19 protein-coding genes are annotated in these 16,947 nt (G+C 38.1%); 16 read left to right on the top strand and 3 right to left on the bottom strand.

What is annotated here, in order from left to right:
• Positions 1-6 precede the first annotated feature (6 nt).
• The 16 genes from nrfD to WG906_RS10055 all read left to right on the top strand — a co-directional run bounded on the left by nrfD (position 7) and on the right by WG906_RS10055 (position 14,002).
• Positions 7-1,470 carry an NrfD/PsrC family molybdoenzyme membrane anchor subunit gene (gene nrfD, locus WG906_RS10130; protein ID WP_339992475.1) on the top strand — a complete coding sequence of 488 codons (1,464 nt, stop codon included), beginning with the start codon at positions 7-9 and terminating at the stop codon, positions 1,468-1,470.
• Between the two features lie 2 nt (positions 1,471-1,472).
• Positions 1,473-2,009: a DUF3341 domain-containing protein gene (locus tag WG906_RS10125; protein ID WP_339992474.1), complete on the top strand. Its 537-nt coding sequence runs from the start codon at positions 1,473-1,475 to the stop codon at positions 2,007-2,009.
• Between the two features lie 25 nt (positions 2,010-2,034).
• Entirely contained in the window at positions 2,035-2,589 is a 555-nt protein-coding gene (locus tag WG906_RS10120; protein WP_339992473.1) for a c-type cytochrome, read from the top strand.
• A gap of 19 nt (positions 2,590-2,608) precedes the next feature.
• The gene (locus WG906_RS10115; protein WP_339992472.1) at positions 2,609-3,844 is read left to right on the top strand and encodes a quinol:cytochrome C oxidoreductase; all 1,236 of its coding nucleotides are present in this window, start codon (positions 2,609-2,611) and stop codon (positions 3,842-3,844) included.
• A 36-nt stretch (positions 3,845-3,880) separates the two neighbouring features.
• The gene (locus WG906_RS10110; RefSeq protein WP_339992471.1) at positions 3,881-5,191 is read left to right on the top strand and encodes a cytochrome c oxidase subunit II; all 1,311 of its coding nucleotides are present in this window, start codon (positions 3,881-3,883) and stop codon (positions 5,189-5,191) included.
• An 18-nt stretch (positions 5,192-5,209) separates the two neighbouring features.
• On the top strand, positions 5,210-7,102 hold the full coding sequence (locus WG906_RS10105) for a cytochrome c oxidase subunit I (protein WP_339992470.1): 1,893 nt from the start codon (positions 5,210-5,212) through the stop codon (positions 7,100-7,102).
• A 73-nt stretch (positions 7,103-7,175) separates the two neighbouring features.
• Complete coding sequence (locus tag WG906_RS10100) at positions 7,176-8,246, top strand: COX15/CtaA family protein (protein ID WP_339992469.1); 1,071 nt, start codon at positions 7,176-7,178, stop codon at positions 8,244-8,246.
• The gene (cyoE, locus tag WG906_RS10095; protein WP_339992468.1) at positions 8,247-9,119 is read left to right on the top strand and encodes a heme o synthase; all 873 of its coding nucleotides are present in this window, start codon (positions 8,247-8,249) and stop codon (positions 9,117-9,119) included.
• Positions 9,120-9,136: 17 nt separating this feature from the next.
• Positions 9,137-9,715 (top strand): cytochrome c oxidase subunit 3, encoded by a 579-nt coding sequence (locus WG906_RS10090; RefSeq protein WP_339992467.1) that lies wholly within the window; start codon positions 9,137-9,139, stop codon positions 9,713-9,715.
• Positions 9,716-9,724: 9 nt separating this feature from the next.
• On the top strand, positions 9,725-10,414 hold the full coding sequence (locus tag WG906_RS10085; protein WP_339992466.1) for a cytochrome c oxidase subunit 3: 690 nt from the start codon (positions 9,725-9,727) through the stop codon (positions 10,412-10,414).
• A gap of 14 nt (positions 10,415-10,428) precedes the next feature.
• Positions 10,429-10,782 (top strand): cytochrome C oxidase subunit IV family protein, encoded by a 354-nt coding sequence (locus WG906_RS10080; RefSeq protein ID WP_339992465.1) that lies wholly within the window; start codon positions 10,429-10,431, stop codon positions 10,780-10,782.
• Positions 10,782-11,492 carry an SCO family protein gene (locus tag WG906_RS10075; protein WP_339992464.1) on the top strand — a complete coding sequence of 237 codons (711 nt, stop codon included), beginning with the start codon at positions 10,782-10,784 and terminating at the stop codon, positions 11,490-11,492. Before WG906_RS10080 ends, WG906_RS10075 begins: the two co-directional genes overlap by 1 nt.
• Positions 11,493-11,495: 3 nt before the next feature.
• The gene (locus WG906_RS10070) at positions 11,496-12,035 is read left to right on the top strand and encodes a DUF420 domain-containing protein (protein WP_339992463.1); all 540 of its coding nucleotides are present in this window, start codon (positions 11,496-11,498) and stop codon (positions 12,033-12,035) included.
• Between the two features lie 154 nt (positions 12,036-12,189).
• A complete protein-coding gene (locus WG906_RS10065) occupies positions 12,190-12,465 on the top strand; it encodes a hypothetical protein (RefSeq protein ID WP_339992462.1) in 276 nt (91 codons plus the stop codon).
• A 28-nt stretch (positions 12,466-12,493) separates the two neighbouring features.
• Positions 12,494-13,156, top strand: a complete 663-nt coding sequence (locus tag WG906_RS10060) for a DUF2461 domain-containing protein (protein WP_339992461.1) — start codon at positions 12,494-12,496, stop codon at positions 13,154-13,156.
• 9 nt (positions 13,157-13,165) lie between these two features.
• Positions 13,166-14,002: an OmpA/MotB family protein gene (locus tag WG906_RS10055; RefSeq protein ID WP_339992460.1), complete on the top strand. Its 837-nt coding sequence runs from the start codon at positions 13,166-13,168 to the stop codon at positions 14,000-14,002.
• Positions 14,003-14,053: 51 nt separating this feature from the next.
• On the opposite strand, the gene rfbC is transcribed toward WG906_RS10055, so the two are convergent.
• From rfbC to WG906_RS10040, 3 genes are read right to left on the bottom strand one after another with little or no spacing between them, the layout of a single operon-like run.
• On the bottom strand, positions 14,054-14,605 hold the full coding sequence (rfbC, locus tag WG906_RS10050) for a dTDP-4-dehydrorhamnose 3,5-epimerase (RefSeq protein WP_339992459.1): 552 nt from the start codon (positions 14,603-14,605) through the stop codon (positions 14,054-14,056).
• A gap of 1 nt (position 14,606) precedes the next feature.
• Positions 14,607-14,909: a DUF4286 family protein gene (locus WG906_RS10045; protein WP_339992458.1), complete on the bottom strand. Its 303-nt coding sequence runs from the start codon at positions 14,907-14,909 to the stop codon at positions 14,607-14,609.
• A 29-nt stretch (positions 14,910-14,938) separates the two neighbouring features.
• Positions 14,939-16,753 (bottom strand): tetratricopeptide repeat protein, encoded by a 1,815-nt coding sequence (locus tag WG906_RS10040; protein WP_339992457.1) that lies wholly within the window; start codon positions 16,751-16,753, stop codon positions 14,939-14,941.
• Positions 16,754-16,947 lie beyond the last annotated feature (194 nt).

Here is a 16,947-nt window from a genome sequence, read left to right as displayed (position 1 = left end):
AAGATTATGTCAGCACATAAGGAATCAATATTAAGGGAACCATTAATCACAGGTGAGAATATTACCTATTCAAAGATCACTGAAGATATTTTAGTTCCCGTTGAGAATAAACCCAATAAAGCCTGGTGGATTGGCTTTACAGTTGCAGCTTTGTTTGCATTATTATGGGTAGTTTCTGTAGGCTATACATTTTATGTAGGTATCGGCGCATGGGGATTAAATAAAACAGTAGGTTGGGCTTGGGATATCACCGGCTTCGTTTGGTGGGTAGGTATTGGTCACGCCGGAACACTAATTTCTGCTGTACTACTTTTATTTCGTCAGAACTGGCGTAACTCCATTAACCGGTCTGCTGAAGCGATGACCATATTCGCCGTTATATGTGCTGCTACTTATGTAGTTTCTCACATGGGGCGTCCATGGCTGGCTTATTGGCCACTACCTCTTCCAAATCAATTTGGATCATTATGGGTTAACTTTAATTCGCCATTGGTATGGGACGTATTTGCGATTTCAACTTACTTTTCTGTATCCTTAGTTTTTTGGTACACAGGTTTATTGCCAGACATTGCAACTATACGCGACAGGGCTACAGGTCTTCGTAAAAGAATTTATTCTATCCTGTCTTTCGGATGGGCTGGGTCTGTTAAGAACTGGCAGCGTTTTGAGTCAGTTTCTTTGATTCTTGCCGGTGTTTCAACTCCGTTAGTACTTTCGGTACACACCATTGTATCTATGGACTTTGCAACATCCCTGGAGCCTGGATGGCACACTACAATTTTCCCTCCATATTTCGTTGCAGGAGCAATCTTTTCCGGGTTCGCTATGGTACAAACATTGTTATTGGTTGTACGTAAAGTAATGAACTTCGAGAATTACATTACTATGTTTCATATCGAATCAATGAATAAAATCATTATCGTAACAGGTTCCATAGTTGGTGTGGCTTATTTAACAGAGTTATTTATCGCATGGTACTCTGGTGTGGAATACGAACAATATGCTTTCTTAAACCGTGTAAGCGGACCATACTGGTGGGCATATTGGAGTATGATGACCTGTAATGTTATTTCTCCCCAGCTTTTCTGGTTCAAGAAAATTCGTACGAGCATTCTTGCATCTTGGATCCTGTCGATTGTAGTTAATATAGGTATGTGGTTTGAGCGTTTTGTAATTATTGTAACCTCATTGCACCGCGATTACCTTCCTTCAAGCTGGGCCATGTTTTATCCTTCTGTAGTAGATGTTTGTATATTCCTCGGTTCGATTGGGCTATTTTTTACTCTATTCCTTCTTTTCTTAAGAGTATTGCCTGCGATAGCGATAGCAGAGGTAAAACTCATCCTTAAGAGTGCGAGTGATCAGGTAAAACAAAAACAGATTCGGGAAGGACATGTGAAGAAAGAAGAAGGAGAGTTCTATCAGGAATCTTTGGAAAAGTACGATAGTGTAGATTATCTAAAAGTTTAACAATGAGCAACACAAAATATATTTTAGGTCATTTTGAAGATCCTGATGATATGATGCACGGGATAGACAAGTTACTGGAGAACAATATAAGCGTCTACGATGCCTATACGCCAATGCCTATTCACGGTATCGAAGAAAAATTGGGATACGAGCGTTCACGCTTACCGATTGCAGCTTTTTGCTTTGGTTGTGTGGGTACGTTGACAGCCTTCTCATTAATTTATTACACAATGGTATATGATTGGCCAATGAACATTGGGGGAAAGCCTGCATTTTCAATGCCTAACTATATTCCTATTGGTTTTGAACTTACGGTATTGTTCGCATCTTTTGGAATGATGGCTTGTTTCTTTTTCGCAAATCACTTTTTCCCCGGACGTGCGCCAAGAGTTATGGATCTTCGGGCAACAAATGATAGATTTATTATAGCTATTGATGCAAAAGCAAATCCGTACCCTGATAAAATTGTCGATTTATTAAACGAAGCCGGTGCTGTAGAAATTATGCACAACGAAAGGAAATATGTTAGTTATGAATAAGCTCAGGATATTAAGCCTTACTTTTTTGACTGTAGCATCTGCAGCTTTAATATCATCTTGCGGTGGTGGCAAAGGCGCAGGCTGGGAATACGCCCGTAATATGTATGATCCGATCGCTTATAATCCGGATCAGCCAAATGAAAACTTTGCCAACAAACAATCGGCGCAATTACCCCCTGAAGGTACTACACCAGTTGGATATGACAGAGTTGTGGAAAATTATCCAAATACAATTGAAGGATATAATGCTGCAAGTGCTGGCTTGAAAAACCCGATACCGGTAACGACCGCATCTCTAGTGGAAGGAAGAGCTCTTTATCGTAATATGTGCTCTCACTGCCATGGTGCAAAAGGAAAGGGTGATGGAAGCATTATTGCACTTGAGAAATTTCCTCCTCCTCCATCATATTCTACCGGAAATTCTTCAAGGGGCGGAGCAATGAGGGATTTAACAGATGGGAAAATTTTCCATACAATAACTTACGGTGTTAACCTTATGGGACCCCATCGTACACAACTTTCTCCTACAGAGCGATGGAAAATCGTAATGTATGTTCATGAATTGCAAAAAGCTCAATAGTTAAAGTTTTAGCCAAAAAATGGGAACTCACAATCATACAACACATAATTTTAACGAACAATTCGAATTTTCGGGTAAAGCAAAAACCTGGAGCCTCGTTTCTATACTAATCGGTATAATAGCAATTGCTTATGGGTTCTTAATAGATTCTTCTGAGCATCATTCTGAAAGGACATTTGCTAATTTACTTTTAATGGGGTATTATTTTACCTGTGTTTGCGCTGCCGGAGCTTTCTTTCTTGCTTTGCAATTTGTAGCACAGGCTGGATGGTCTGCAGGATTACTGCGTATACCTCAGGCTTTTGCCAAGGTTTTACCTATTGCATCAGTAGTTTTACTCATTATAATAATAGCAGGTCTGTTTAGTCATAACCTTTACCATCATTGGCATCTGGAAGGAATAGCTGAAGAAGGCAATGAAAACTTTGACCCGATTATCGCTAAAAAGGCGAGTTTCCTTAATGTTCCTTTCTTTTTAATACGTCAGGTGATATTTTTAAGTATTTACAGCACGTTTGCTTTGTTACTTGCTCGTTATTCTAATAATGAGGATCAGGTTGGCGGATTAATTAATCATAAAAAAAGTATCAAAATCGCTATTATCTTTTTAGTAATATTTGGATTCACCACTCCGATCTGGTCGTTCGATACCATTATGTCTATTGAGGCTCACTGGTTCTCAACTATGTTTGGCTGGTACAATTTCGCTGCAATGTGGGTGAGTGGTTTATGCGCTATTACCTTAACCTTAATTTTATTGAAAAAAGCGGGGTATTTTACCTGGATTAACTCTAACCACTTGCATGATCTTGGTAAACTGATATTTGCATTCTCTATCTTCTGGACCTATGTTTGGTTTTCTCAATTTATATTGATCTGGTACGCGAACATTCCTGAAGAAACTGTTTATTTTTATAAGAGATGGGAACCAGAATACAAATTTTGGTTTTGGTTAAACATCTTCATAAACTTTTTATCTCCGGTATTGATTTTAATGTCACGGGAGGCTAAACGTCAGGTAAATACACTAATGTTTGTATGTATCTTATTATTATGCGGTCACTGGTTGGATTATTATATGATGATTATGCCCGGGAGCTTAGAAAGTCATCGTGATTTTGGAATAACTGAAGTAGGTATTGCGATTGGTTTTGCGGGATTGTTCAGCTTTCTGATGTTAACGAAACTTGCCAGCAAACCTCTGGTACCTCAAAATCACCCATTATTGGAGGAAAGCTTGCACCATCATATTTAAGACAGAGATATTTATTAACGAATTGCAGATAAGAAAATGAGTTTTAATAAATTAATAAAAGGCAGGGTATTCTCCATAGCAATGTTTGTTTGCCTGATGGCAGTCTCGGGACTTGCTTTTGCTCAGGGCCAGCTAGGTGAGACAGTTCCAGGAGATAAAGTCGCAGCTGATACAGCGCAGCAGATTAATTCGTCAACAGGTTCTATTGCGGATACTCCGGTTGAAATTTTAGAAGCAACTGATGATGATGCCAGCACTCTTGCAGCAGTTGAGGAAGTTAAGGATAATACAGATTTATATAAATCTGTGAGTTATTACCTTTTGCTTTTCTTTCTACTGTGTGTTTTCCTGGCCATCATTGGAAAGGTTTTAAAAGTATATGAATTAACATCTGAAATTCACGGTAAAAAGGGTAAGCTGAACTGGAATAAAATTCAGGGTGGTTTGTTTGCAATTACCCTTGTTTTAGGACTATATGGTACGTATTGGTCTTATAAAGTTTGGGGAAATATGTCGTCAGGCGAGTCGGCATCTGAGCATGGGCTAGTTCTTGATTCAATGATGTTGACTACAATTGTGATAACAACAATCGTATTTGTTATTACACAAATATTATTGTTTGGCTTTGCTTTCAGATACTCTGCGAATGATAATCGTAAAGCTTACTTTTATCCTCACAATAATTTTATTGAAAGGCTTTGGACAATTATTCCAGCCCTTGCATTAACGGTGTTAGTATTATACGGATTCTTTACATGGAGAACTATTACAAGTCCATCGGAAGATGCAGTCAAAAGCGCTTTAAATATCGAGATCACAGGTGAGCAATTTAAATGGAATGTTAGATATGCCGGTGAGAATAACGAATTAGGTTTAAGAAATTATAAGCTTACCAGTCCTACAAATGCTCTTGGTATTGATTTTAAGGATCCTAAAAGTTGGGATGATAGGTTAGGCGGCGAAATCGTATTACCGGTAAATAAACCGGTGCGCTTCACTATTCGCTCAAAAGATGTTTTGCACAGTTTTTATATGCCTGAGTTCAGAGCTCAAATAAATGCTGTACCGGGAATGCCAACTTTCTTCCAGTTAACTCCTCGTCTTACCACAGAAGAGATGCGCGAGAAAACAGGCAATGCAGCCTTTAAATACACGTTATTATGTGCTAAAATTTGTGGTGCAGGACATTATAATATGCAATACACAGTTAAAGTTGTAAGTGAAAAAGAATATGCCGAGTGGATAGTAACACAACCTTTATTCTTCAATGACGATGTGAAGAAGGAGTTGAAGATGGCTGATAACAGCGAAGCTTCAGCAAATAATAAATTAGCATTAAATAAATAATTTCAGATTAAGCGAGATATGGCAAGCACAGCGATTCAGCATACATTAGAGCATTCTGGACACAGCCACGATGATCATGGTCATCATCATGAAACTTTTCTGACTAAATATATTTTTAGTCAGGATCATAAAATGATTGCAAAGCAATTCCTTATTACCGGTATTATTATGGCGGTTATCGGGATGCTTCTTTCTATACTTTTCCGTATTCAGCTTGGCTGGCCCGATCAAAGTTTTCCTTTATTGGAAACCTTTTTAGGCAAATGGGCTGAAGGAGGTCGTATTAAGCCCGATTTTTACCTTGCTTTGGTCACCATTCATGGGACTATCATGGTGTTTTTTGTACTGACAGCAGGTTTAAGCGGAACTTTTAGTAATCTATTGATTCCTTTACAAATCGGAGCCCGGGATATGGCATCTCCATTTGTAAATATGCTATCATACTGGTTTTTCTTTACAGCCTGTGTGATTATGATGGGCTCTTTCTTTGTTGAGAGCGGGCCTGCAAGTGCTGGTTGGACAATCTATCCTCCTTTGTCGGCTTTGCCTCAGGCAATTTCGGGCTCGGCTGCTGGTATGACGTTGTGGCTGATTAGTATGGTGTTTTTTATTGCCTCGTCATTAATGGGTGCACTAAACTATATCAGTACCATTTTAAACATGCGTACAAAAGGTATGGATATGTGGAAAATGCCTTTAACAATATGGTCGTTTTTCCTTACAGCTATTTTAGGTGTGCTATCATTTCCTGTGCTTGTGGCAGGGGTTGTGCTATTAATATTTGACAGAAGTTTCGGAACAAGTTTTTATTTATCTGAAATCGTTATACAGGGACAGGTTTTACCTCAACAAGGTGGTAGCCCTATTTTATTCCAGCATTTATTTTGGTTCCTTGGTCACCCGGAAGTGTATATCGTTATTATGCCTGCAATGGGTATTGCATCTGAAGTAATGGCAACCAATTCCCGTAAACCTATTTTTGGTTATCATGCCATGGTTTATTCCTTAATAGGAATCAGCGTTCTCTCTTTCATCGTTTGGGGGCACCATATGTTTGTTACCGGGATGAATCCGTTTTTAGGAGGGGTGTTCATGATAACTACATTAATTATCGCGGTACCTTCAGCGGTTAAATCATTTAACTGGCTGGCTACTATCTGGAGAGGTAATATCAGATTTACCCCGGCTATGTTGTTTGCCATCGGTTTAGTTTCGTTCTTTATCTCAGGTGGTTTAACGGGTATATTCCTGGGTAATGCTGCTTTAGATATTCCTTTACATGATACTTATTTTGTAGTTGCTCACTTTCACCTGGTAATGGGATCTGCTGCAATTTGCGGAATGCTTTGTGGTGTGTATCACTGGTATCCTAAAATGTTTGGAAGATTAATGGACGAGAAGTTGGGATATCTGCATTTCTGGTTTACATTCATCGGAGCATATTTAGTGTTTTTCCCGATGCACTTTATGGGCCTTGACGGCGTTCCTCGCCGTTACTACGCCTTTACGGAGTTTGAGTTTATGAAGGAATGGTTAACGGTTAATACCTTTGTTTCATGGGCGGCTATTATTGCTGCTTTAGGGCAGGTAGCATTCCTGTGGAATTTCTTTCACTCAATTTTTTACGGAAAGAAAGCCACTCAAAATCCATGGGATTCAAATACTATGGAATGGACCACACCTGTTGAGCATCTTCATGGTAACTGGCCCGGGGAAATTCCTACCGTTTACCGTTGGCCATATGATTATAGCAAGCCGGGTCATTCAGACGATTTTATCCCGCAAACAACACCTTTCTCTCAAACAATGAGTTCAAATCTTCCCCATGATTTCGAAGGAAATCCTGAGGCTGAAAGAATTCAGCTTGAATGGCAGAAAAAACAACAGGTGGAAGCTCAACAAAGCATTTAAATTAATTTAAATAGAATTTGGGGTATCTGTTGTAAGTTTATCTTACTGGGATACCCCAATTTTTTTATAAACTATGTATCCCTCAAGCGAAAGAAGATTTCTGGTCACAAATAGGATTGCCATTATCTCTCTTTTTATATTGATTCTTGCCGGGGGAGTAGTTAGAAGTACTGGATCAGGAATGGGTTGCCCAGACTGGCCAAAATGTTTCGACCGGATGATTCCGCCAACAGAGACGTCTCAGCTTCCCAATAATTACCAGGAACAATTTGTTCAGCATCGGGTAGCTAAGAATCAGCGATTTGCAAAGAGTCTTGATTTATTGGGTTTTTCTGATTTGGCTTCCCGCATCAGAGAGGACAAAAGTATTTTGCAACCGGAAGAGTTCAATGCAGCTAAAACCTGGACGGAATATGTAAATCGCTTAATTGGAGCTATTACTGGTTTCCTGTTGCTTGGATGTGCTCTTTTTTCATTAACATATTTAAAGTCAAGGAAGAGGATATTCTTTTTAAGTCTGTTTAATCTTTTTTTGGTGGTATTTCAGGCATGGTTAGGCTCAATTGTGGTTTCTACAAATTTGCTTGCCTGGGTGGTTACAATACATATGTTAGTCGCGCTGGCGATTGTCGCAATTAGTATTTACACTTTTTTTCAGGCCCGAATTTTAAGGGACAGAAGTTTATTGGCAAACCAGCAGGCAGGCGTACTACGGATAATAACCATTATAGCATTATTGCTAACGATTTTCCAAATTACATTGGGGACGGAAGTACGCGAACAGATCGATGCTATTGCTGATTCTTTAAATTATATGCAACGTTCAGGCTGGGTGCAAAAGATTGGATTTCAATTCAACATACATCGCGACCTGGCAATTGTGGTTTTCATCTTCAATTTGGTACTTCTTGTACTGATACGGAGGAAATTTATAGGAAGCACGTATCATTTTAGGTATATGACCTATATCATGGTATTGATCGTGGCACAGATTAGCACAGGGTTTATCCTTTCCCATTATGCTTTGCCTCCGGTTGCTCAAACAGTGCATTTATTATTGGCAAGTTTAATCTTTGGGGCCCAATATTACCTGCTTTTATTATTAAAGCAGAACAAATTATATAAATCCAGAATTGTAAGATAAGTGGCAGAAGGAAGTTTTATTTCAGATTTTAAAAAATTAATTAAGTTAAGACTTACCTTTTTGGTAGTGTTTTCCGCATCTGTATCGTTTTTAATCGGTAGTAAAGAGCAGGGTTTTATCGATTGGTCAAACTGGTTAATATTAACAATAGGGGGCTTTTTGGTGACAGGTGCAGCAAATGGGTTTAATGAGATTATTGAAAAGGATCTTGATAAATTAATGAAGCGTACCAGCGACCGTCCAATTCCTGCAGGAAGAATGACTACCGGTCAGGCGTTGGTGCTTAGTTTATTTATGGGTATAGCCGGTACATTAATCCTCGTAAGACTTAATTTTCTCACCGGAGTACTTTCGGTCTTTTCAATATTTTTATATGCTTTTTTGTATACCCCTTCAAAAAGGAAATCTCCGATAGCGGTTTTCATTGGAGCGTTCCCGGGTGCTTTACCTCCGCTTATAGGATATTTCGCGGCATTTGACAACCCTAAAATATCCTGGATTCCCATCATTCTTTTTCTGATACAGTTCGTGTGGCAATTCCCGCATTTCTGGGCTATAGCCTGGGTTTTGGATGACGATTATAAGAAAGCAGGTTTCAGGCTGCTTCCTACTACCAAACGCGATAAGACGAGTGCTTTAATAACGTTCTTATCTACCATTGTTTTAGTGCCGGTAAGTTTGTTACCAACTATAATGGGTTTTGGGGGTTACATCATTGGCACTGTATCATTGGTAGCCGGATTGATATTTTGTTGGTTCGCATTTGATCTTTACAGGAAGTTAGATATTCCTTCAGCACAAAAAGTGATGTTTGGATCGTTCTTTTACCTTCCTCTCGTACAGTTGGTATTATTGTTTGATTTTATAAGGTAATAAATATGGATATTGCTATGACACAGAAGCATATAGATCAGGATAGAGAGAACCTCAAAGCCAGGAAGTTCATGATGTGGTTATTTCTTGTCTCTTCATTTATTTTTTTCGCAGGACTTACCAGTGGTTTTATAGTTTATACAGCCGGGGATCCTTCAAGAGGAATTAAAATCCTGCTTCCGCAAGTGTTCAAATATAGTACTGCCGTTATTATATTAAGCAGTATTAGCATGCACTGGGCTTATCTTTCAGGAAAGAGGCTTCAGTTCAGTAAACAAAATTTATACCTTTCAATAACGATCATTCTTGGAATTGCCTTCCTGTTGTTCCAGGTACAGGCATGGATCACGCTGTTTAATCAGGGTGTCACCTTTGTAAATCCCAATGCATCGCACTCTTTTATTTATGTGTTTACTGCCGCACATTTACTGCATATTATTGTAGGAATAATCTTACTTTTCAGAGCCTTTACCGGGAAGCTTACAAACGTTTCTCCGGTTCGAAATAACTTCCGGCTGGAAGCGACATCTATATTTTGGCATTTTATAGATATACTATGGATTTATTTATATGTTTTCTTACTTTTGAACCAATAAAATAACGTAATGAGTACTACTATCTCACAATTAGACGAAGTAAAAACCGGTGCTTGGGACGGTGGAAAATCACCAGTTGATGTCGAATACGGCAAGATAATGATGTGGTTTTTCCTTGTTTCTGATGCATTCACATTCTCTGCATTTTTAATTTATTACGGGGCACAACGTTTTAGCAAACTTACCTGGCCCGATCCGGATGATGTGTTTCAGTCAATCCCCGGTATAACAGATCATGGCGCTCCACTTGTTTTTGTGGGAATAATGACTTTTATCCTGATTATGAGCTCTGTAACTATGGTGCTGGCAGTGGAAGCCGGACATCGTAATTCCAGGAAAGAAGTAATTACCTGGATGATATGGACAATTATTGGTGGCGCAACCTTTTTAGGATGCCAGGCTGCAGAATGGTCACATCTTCATCATGAAGGTTACTGGTGGGGAAGTATTCCTGAGTTTTACAAAGGAGGTGATATGGTTGGTGCCACACAGTTTGCAAATTTGTTTTTTACCATAACCGGATTTCACGGTTTCCACGTTTTTAGTGGAGTGATAATTAATATTATTATTCTATTCATGACAATTGGTAATGTTTTCCACAAAAGAGGAAGTTACCTGATGGTGGAGAAGGTTGGCTTGTACTGGCACTTTGTAGATTTAGTTTGGGTATTCGTATTTACTTTCTTTTATCTTGTTTAATCATCAGAACTAATATGGCGTCAGAACATACAACACATACAACAGAAGAAGCTGTGCATGGTGAACATGCAGGTATGACTAAGAGGAAAATTTGGAACGTATTCTTCTATCTGTTAGGCATAACAGCAATTGAATTTATAATAGCCTTGGTTTTAATTCCACGAGGTTATATGAGTCAGGGAGTGGGTAACTTTATTTATATAGGCCTTACCTTACTTAAAGCATTCTATATCGTAGCTTACTTTATGCACCTTAAGTTTGAGAAGTATGGGTTCATAACTTGTATCGTGCTTGCATTGATCTTTATTGTTTACTTTATAGTCTTAATGCTTACAGAAGGGGCATACCTGAATGTACATATGAATTAATGAACAATAAGTTTTCTATTAAAAAAATTCTGATCCTGGTATCTCTTTTAGCGGTACCAGGATTTTTATATTATCTGCTTACCGAAAAAGGTCAAAACAGGTACAGGCCTTTAGATATTTTCGGGCCCAAACAGGTTGCTTCAACATTTCATACAAAGCATGGTAAAAAGATCCCTGATACGCTTTATCATACGATCAGAGACTTTAAATTAGTAAGTAATACCGGTGATAGCATTGGAATTCCTACAGATAGCAACCAAATTACAGTAGTTAATTTTTTCTTTACAAATTGTAATACTTTTTGCAAAGAGATGAATAGGCAAATGGCCCGTGTTGTGGCCGAGTATCCAAACAACAAAAGGTTAAAGTTTTACTCAATTTCCGTTGACCCTGAACGCGATAGTCCTTCCGTGTTGAACGTATATGCGAAGACGTATAAGGCTAAGCCTGTCAGATGGAGTTTTCTAACAGGTAATAAGGCGTTTATTTTTGAACTGGCAAGGAAGGATTTCCTCGTAGATGCATATTCAGGCAGTTCCGCTGATAGTATCGTTCATAGTCCGCTGTTGATTCTTATTGATGCCGATAAGAGGATTCGTGGCTATTATGATTCGACAAGTAAGGAGCAGGTTGATAAACTTATTGATGAAATTAAAGTACAGATTACTGAGGAGCTTCGAAAGGCTACAGCATTAAAACCAATAAAATGAGTTATGAACGATAAACTTGTTGTCCGTTTGATCACCGCGGTTTCCATTGTTGTGTTTTTGGTTGTGCTTGTGCTGCAAAGCCACGTTATTACTATTTTCCCCCAGGGAACTACAGTTCCCTCATGGGTCTTCTTTCTCCCCAAATTAAATGCAATAATCAACGGAACCTGTAGTGTGCTATTATTGATTTCTTTATACCAGATTAAAGGAGGGAATATACAAACTCATAAAATCCTTAATATAACCACGTTCATTCTTTCTTCGCTTTTTCTGGTTTCATACATAATCTTCCATGCAACCGGCATCAGAACAACTTATGGGGGAGTGGGTGTTGTACGGTATATTTACTATTTTATATTGATTACTCATATTATTCTGGCTGCGCTTGTTTTGCCTGTAGTCCTTTTAAGCTTTTACAGCGGCTTGAAATTAAATGTAGGCAAACATAAGAAACTGGTTCGCTGGAGCTTCCCTATATGGCTTTATGTAACTGTTACAGGAGTAATAGTTTATTTAATGATAGCGCCTTATTATACCTTTTGAAATTGTCATCAGGCCGGGCTGTTCTTGTGATTTTTTGCATTTAATTAACATTTAAAATTATCGGCTCATAACACATTTAATTACCTTTGTATTATTACGGTTTGGTGGGTGCCATGTTCAAAAACTGGTGTCTCATCTTTCAAATTCCTTCTATATGAAATTTGTGAAGTATTGTGCGGTTGTAATTTGTTTTCTCTTTGTGTTGAGTCTATCATCAAGCGCTGATGCTCAATGCTCCATGTGTACATTAAATGCCGAAAACTCGGTACAAAATGGTAACACGCAAGGGAATGGCTTGAATGATGGAATTCTATATCTTCTCGCAATGCCGTACCTGGCAGTTGCCGCGGTTGGATTTATCTGGTATAAGAAGTACCGTCGAAAAGATATTCTTATAGATATAAAAGACGAAAAGATTAATTTGAATTAACAGGATAATGATCCTTTAATTGCACGGAATGATTGAAGCATCAACCCTGGAATTTTTAAAAAAATTATCTGAGAATAATAACCGGGAGTGGTTTATTGCTAACAAAGCTGATTATGAAACTGCCCGTCAAAATGTTCTTCAATTTACTTCCAAACTAATTGCCGGCTTATCAGAGTTTGATTCTACGATTCCTGCAGATTTGAATCCAAAAGACTGTGTAATGAGGATTTACCGGGATATACGTTTTAGTAAAGATAAAACACCTTTTAAAACGAATTTCGGTATTGCCATTTCATCTAACGGGAAGAATTTTAAAGGGCCTGGATATTATGTTCATATTCAGCCTGGAAAATCTTTCGTTGCCGGTGGTTCATGGTTCCCGGAAACTGAAGAACTTAAGGCTATACGTCAGGAAATTGATTACAATGGGTCCGAACTACGGTTGATTATAAACGAACCCTCATTTATTAAAGAGTTTGGAGAATTAGACAGGGAGGGAGTTCTTAAAACTACGCCTAAGGGCTATAGTTCAGATCATGAAGATATCGAATATCTAAAGCTTAAAAGCTTTACAGCAACTGCCCCTATTACTGATAGGGTTTTAACCCGGCAACTATCTGCCGATTCGATTTTATCAAGCCTTAAAAAATTATTTCCTTTAATGGTTTTTTTGCGAAATGCTATTTCTTAATATTGCTATATGAATAAAATACTTTGTTTGTTGTTCGGAACCTTGTTTTTAAGTTCTTGCATTGTTTTATCAACAAAAAAATATCAGTCATTAATTGCAGAAAGAGATTCTCTATCTGTAGGGTGGAGTGACGCAAATGTGAAAATTGAAACTCTTGAGGAAGAAATAGCCCGGTTAAAAGGCGATACATCCCGAATAAATAACCGAATGGTGGATCTTGAATCCAAGCTGACCGGCCTTGATGCCAATTATGCTTCACTTCGCGCTAATAGTTCCTCTGAAATAAAAAGATTGGCGGCAGATCTTGAACGCCGTGAAGCCCGTTTAAAGGAGGTCGAAGATATTTTGCGTAAACGCGATGCCGCTACCAATGCTTTAAAGGAAAAACTTCAAAAAGCTTTATTAGGATTTCAGAAAAGTGGTTTAGCCGTTGACATAAAAAACGGGAAAGTATATGTTTCTTTAACCGACAAGTTATTATTTCCCAGCGGAAGTATTGTAATAGATGAAAAAGGCCGGCAAGCACTTACCGAGCTTGCGAAAGTATTAAAAACACAGCCTGAAATTAATATTTCTGTTGAAGGACATACGGATAATCAGCGGGTAGTAAATCTTGGTCAGATAAAGGACAATTGGGATTTGAGCGTATTGCGTGCAACATCTGTAGTACGTTACTTAACAGATGAGCAAAACGTCGAATCTAATCGGATTACTGCTACTGGAAAAGGCGAGTTTCAACCCATTGCTGCAGGTAATGCAGGTGATGCGAGAAGTCGTAACAGAAGAATTGAAATAGTTCTGTCGCCAAAACTGGACGAGTTGTATAATCTGATAAAAGAAGAATAAGAGTATAAATTAAACCTATAGGGCTTTTTAAATCCTTATAGGTTTAATTTATTAAAAAAACGGACTGGTGAAGTCTTTAAACAAAGGCAGCAGCCGGTCTTTATCCGAAAGGATTACTTCATCAGCCTCTAAGCCCCAATCAATATTTAATTCCGGGTCATCCCATTTTACTCCAATCTCTGAAGCCTTATCATATAAGTTGGTTACCTTATATGCGAATATAGTATTGTCTTCAAGTGTTGAAAAGCCATGTAAAAAACCCGGTGGAACCCAAAACATTCTAAAGTTTTCTCCGCTTAATTCGGCGCTTACATATTGGCCATAGGTGGGAGAGCTCTTCCGAATATCGACTGCAATATCAATAACACGACCCTGAATAACTCTTACCAGCTTGCCTTGTGCAAAGGGTTCTGCTTGTCCGTGTAAACCCCGCAATGTGCCGCGGTGTGAAAATGATTGATTATCCTGAACAAAGTTTGCGTTAATGCCCGCATCAAAAAACGTTTTTTTATTATAGCTTTCTAAAAAATATCCGCGGTCATCCCTGAATACTTTGGGTTCAATAATAATTACTCCAGGAATTGAAGTTTCTTTAAATATCATCTTAATTTATAAATTCCATTACAGAGCTAAAAAAAACGGATTTGTTTTTAAACTCTAATGCATGTGCATCTAAAAGAGCTGATGCGTGTAAGTTTTTAAATTCATTATAATTTTGGATATTATCTGCAATGAATTGCAGGCAAAAAGTGCTGCCTTCGTTTGGAGAGTCCAGAACCTTTAGTAAACGACTGGATACTAATAAGTTACTTGACAAGGCTTCGGGAACAAAATATTGGTTTATCCATTTCAGCCAGTCAGTTTCAATACCTTCTTCAATAATAACTGTAATGTTGTAAAGAATCATGCTGCGAAGATAGATAATCCTCTTTATTCTTAGCCAAGATTATCACCTCTTAATACCCTGAAACGCTTACGAGCTTCTGTTACATAAAGGCTCCCTGGAAAGTCTATAATGATTTTCTGGTAATACTCAGATGCTTTCGCATTATTATTAAGGGATAATTCATAGATCTCTGCCAGCATAAATAAAGCATCATCAGCCCATAAATCCGTACCATGCTTTGCCACAATTAAATTTAATTGTTCGATTGATTTATCAAGAAGATTTTGTTTTTGGAAAATCCGTGCCTTAGACATCAGGATATCGTCCTCAAGTGAGTTTTTAGGATAAAGGATGTTTATACTATCAAGTGTCTTCAATGCTTTATCGTATTGATTGATAAAGATCAGAAAATCGGCCTTTGCATATTTTCTCAAAGCATTGGTGTCTGCTTCCGATTCAGTGTTTTCAGCGATTAGTAAACTTAGATTTAAGGCATCATTTGCTATGAGCTGAGAAGTAGAACTTTTAAGCACATCCAGCTGCGCTCTGGACCAGGTAAAGTCTCCCTGGTAATAAGAAAGCTTGGCGCTTTTGTATTTAGCTTCCTGCCCTATTGGTTCGTTTGCAAATTCTTTCTCCACCTGTCCGTAAATTAAGGCCGCTTCCCACACTTCTCCCGTTAAAATATATACATCACCAAGTTCTAATTTTGTCTGGCCGGTAAGAGTCGCGGTGAGTCCCGGAATTTTTAGTGTTTCTTCGAGTAATGTTTCAGCAAGCTTTGCTTTGTTAAGATAGGATGCCTGAAGTAAAGCCAGCTGACGCATGGCAAAGACCGTATTTCGGGTTCTTCCAAACTCTTGCAGCAAGGATAAATAATCTTTTTCGAGCTGCAATAGTTCCGCATTGCTAAATTTTCCAGAAATCAGCTGCTGATTTTTGGTATACAGAATTTGCATTTTTGCAGGCACATAATGCGAACTGGAAGGCCCTTTGGTTAGGAGGTATTCTAATCCTTCAATAGCCTGTTCGTATGCTTTATTAGCAAGAAAAATCGATACCAAATCATAAACGCGGTCGCCTTCTTCTTTCAGTCGTTTGTCAAGGGCCACAATCTGCTTTAAAGCCATATCGAACTCTTTTTGCTGAATATACTGCCAGGCCAGCATTTCAGAGAAGGCAATGTTCTGAGGATCTTTCTGAATTTTTCTCAGTAAAGCTGTTTTAAGGATATCATAATCTTCTGAAGATTCGAAAAGAGATGAAAAAGCACTTTTGGCTTGATTTACTAATTGCACATTTGTCTCTTTACTAAAAAGATTTATGTATTCCTGAACCAGCATGCCTTTGTTTTTTTGATATCTGTAAAGTGCAAGCAGATCAAAAGCGAATGCCTCTTCATCATTTAGTATTTTGCGACCGCTTAATAAAGTTTTAATTGAAAAGTCATAGGCATCAGCTCTGTAAAAAGATATTGACAGATCTCTGATTGCGGCTTCATCTTTCGGAAGGTTTTTAATCAGATTATTATAGATATCGGCAGCTTTCTCCTGCTGCCCCTGTTCCCTAAACAACCTTCCCAGATCTATTTGATAACTAAAATTGCCTTTGTTGGCACTGGACATCTTTTTTACCAGTTTTTCGGCATCATCATAATGTTTCAGCTTAATCAGGGTGTTAAAGTAAGCATCATAATACTGAGCTTGGTTTTTACTCTGGCTGAATAGCTTTTGGTAAATACTGAGCGCTTTTTCGAACTCTCCACTTTGATAATATTGTAAAGCCAGTACATCTTCAGAAGCTACCTGAGCATGAGAGAAGAAAAAAGCAGATACAAAAAACAATGTAAATAGGAGTGATTTCATGATGTTTACAAAAGCGAATCTTCTAAAAAAATGATGTATTACGCCCCGCATTAATAAAGATAACGAAATTGCTTACTTTTCATTTTCTAATGTAATTTTTTATTATTGCATCGAAAACTATTGAGCTATTCGAAATCAGCTGTATTCTAATTGTTACTTGTTGGGATTTAGAAAAGGCATATTTTAGTATTTTA

The sequence above is a fragment of the Pedobacter superstes genome (genome assembly GCF_037622515.1).
Lineage (GTDB): Bacteria > Bacteroidota > Bacteroidia > Sphingobacteriales > Sphingobacteriaceae > Paradesertivirga > Paradesertivirga superstes.
Note: the sequence above shows the minus strand (reverse complement) of the source record. Positions and strands in the feature narration are given on the sequence as shown.

Coding starts and splice junctions, on each gene's coding strand:
- nrfD (WP_339992475.1), top strand. CDS start 7: ATGTCAGCACATAAGGAATCAATATTAAGGGAACCATTAATCACAGGT.
- WG906_RS10125 (WP_339992474.1), top strand. CDS start 1,473: ATGAGCAACACAAAATATATTTTAGGTCATTTTGAAGATCCTGATGAT.
- WG906_RS10115 (WP_339992472.1), top strand. CDS start 2,609: ATGGGAACTCACAATCATACAACACATAATTTTAACGAACAATTCGAA.
- WG906_RS10110 (WP_339992471.1), top strand. CDS start 3,881: ATGAGTTTTAATAAATTAATAAAAGGCAGGGTATTCTCCATAGCAATG.
- WG906_RS10105 (WP_339992470.1), top strand. CDS start 5,210: ATGGCAAGCACAGCGATTCAGCATACATTAGAGCATTCTGGACACAGC.
- WG906_RS10100 (WP_339992469.1), top strand. CDS start 7,176: ATGTATCCCTCAAGCGAAAGAAGATTTCTGGTCACAAATAGGATTGCC.
- WG906_RS10090 (WP_339992467.1), top strand. CDS start 9,137: ATGACACAGAAGCATATAGATCAGGATAGAGAGAACCTCAAAGCCAGG.
- WG906_RS10085 (WP_339992466.1), top strand. CDS start 9,725: ATGAGTACTACTATCTCACAATTAGACGAAGTAAAAACCGGTGCTTGG.
- WG906_RS10080 (WP_339992465.1), top strand. CDS start 10,429: ATGGCGTCAGAACATACAACACATACAACAGAAGAAGCTGTGCATGGT.
- WG906_RS10075 (WP_339992464.1), top strand. CDS start 10,782: ATGAACAATAAGTTTTCTATTAAAAAAATTCTGATCCTGGTATCTCTT.
- WG906_RS10070 (WP_339992463.1), top strand. CDS start 11,496: ATGAACGATAAACTTGTTGTCCGTTTGATCACCGCGGTTTCCATTGTT.
- WG906_RS10065 (WP_339992462.1), top strand. CDS start 12,190: ATGAAATTTGTGAAGTATTGTGCGGTTGTAATTTGTTTTCTCTTTGTG.
- WG906_RS10060 (WP_339992461.1), top strand. CDS start 12,494: ATGATTGAAGCATCAACCCTGGAATTTTTAAAAAAATTATCTGAGAAT.
- WG906_RS10055 (WP_339992460.1), top strand. CDS start 13,166: ATGAATAAAATACTTTGTTTGTTGTTCGGAACCTTGTTTTTAAGTTCT.
- rfbC (WP_339992459.1), bottom strand. CDS start 14,605: ATGATATTTAAAGAAACTTCAATTCCTGGAGTAATTATTATTGAACCC.
- WG906_RS10045 (WP_339992458.1), bottom strand. CDS start 14,909: ATGATTCTTTACAACATTACAGTTATTATTGAAGAAGGTATTGAAACT.
- WG906_RS10040 (WP_339992457.1), bottom strand. CDS start 16,753: ATGAAATCACTCCTATTTACATTGTTTTTTGTATCTGCTTTTTTCTTC.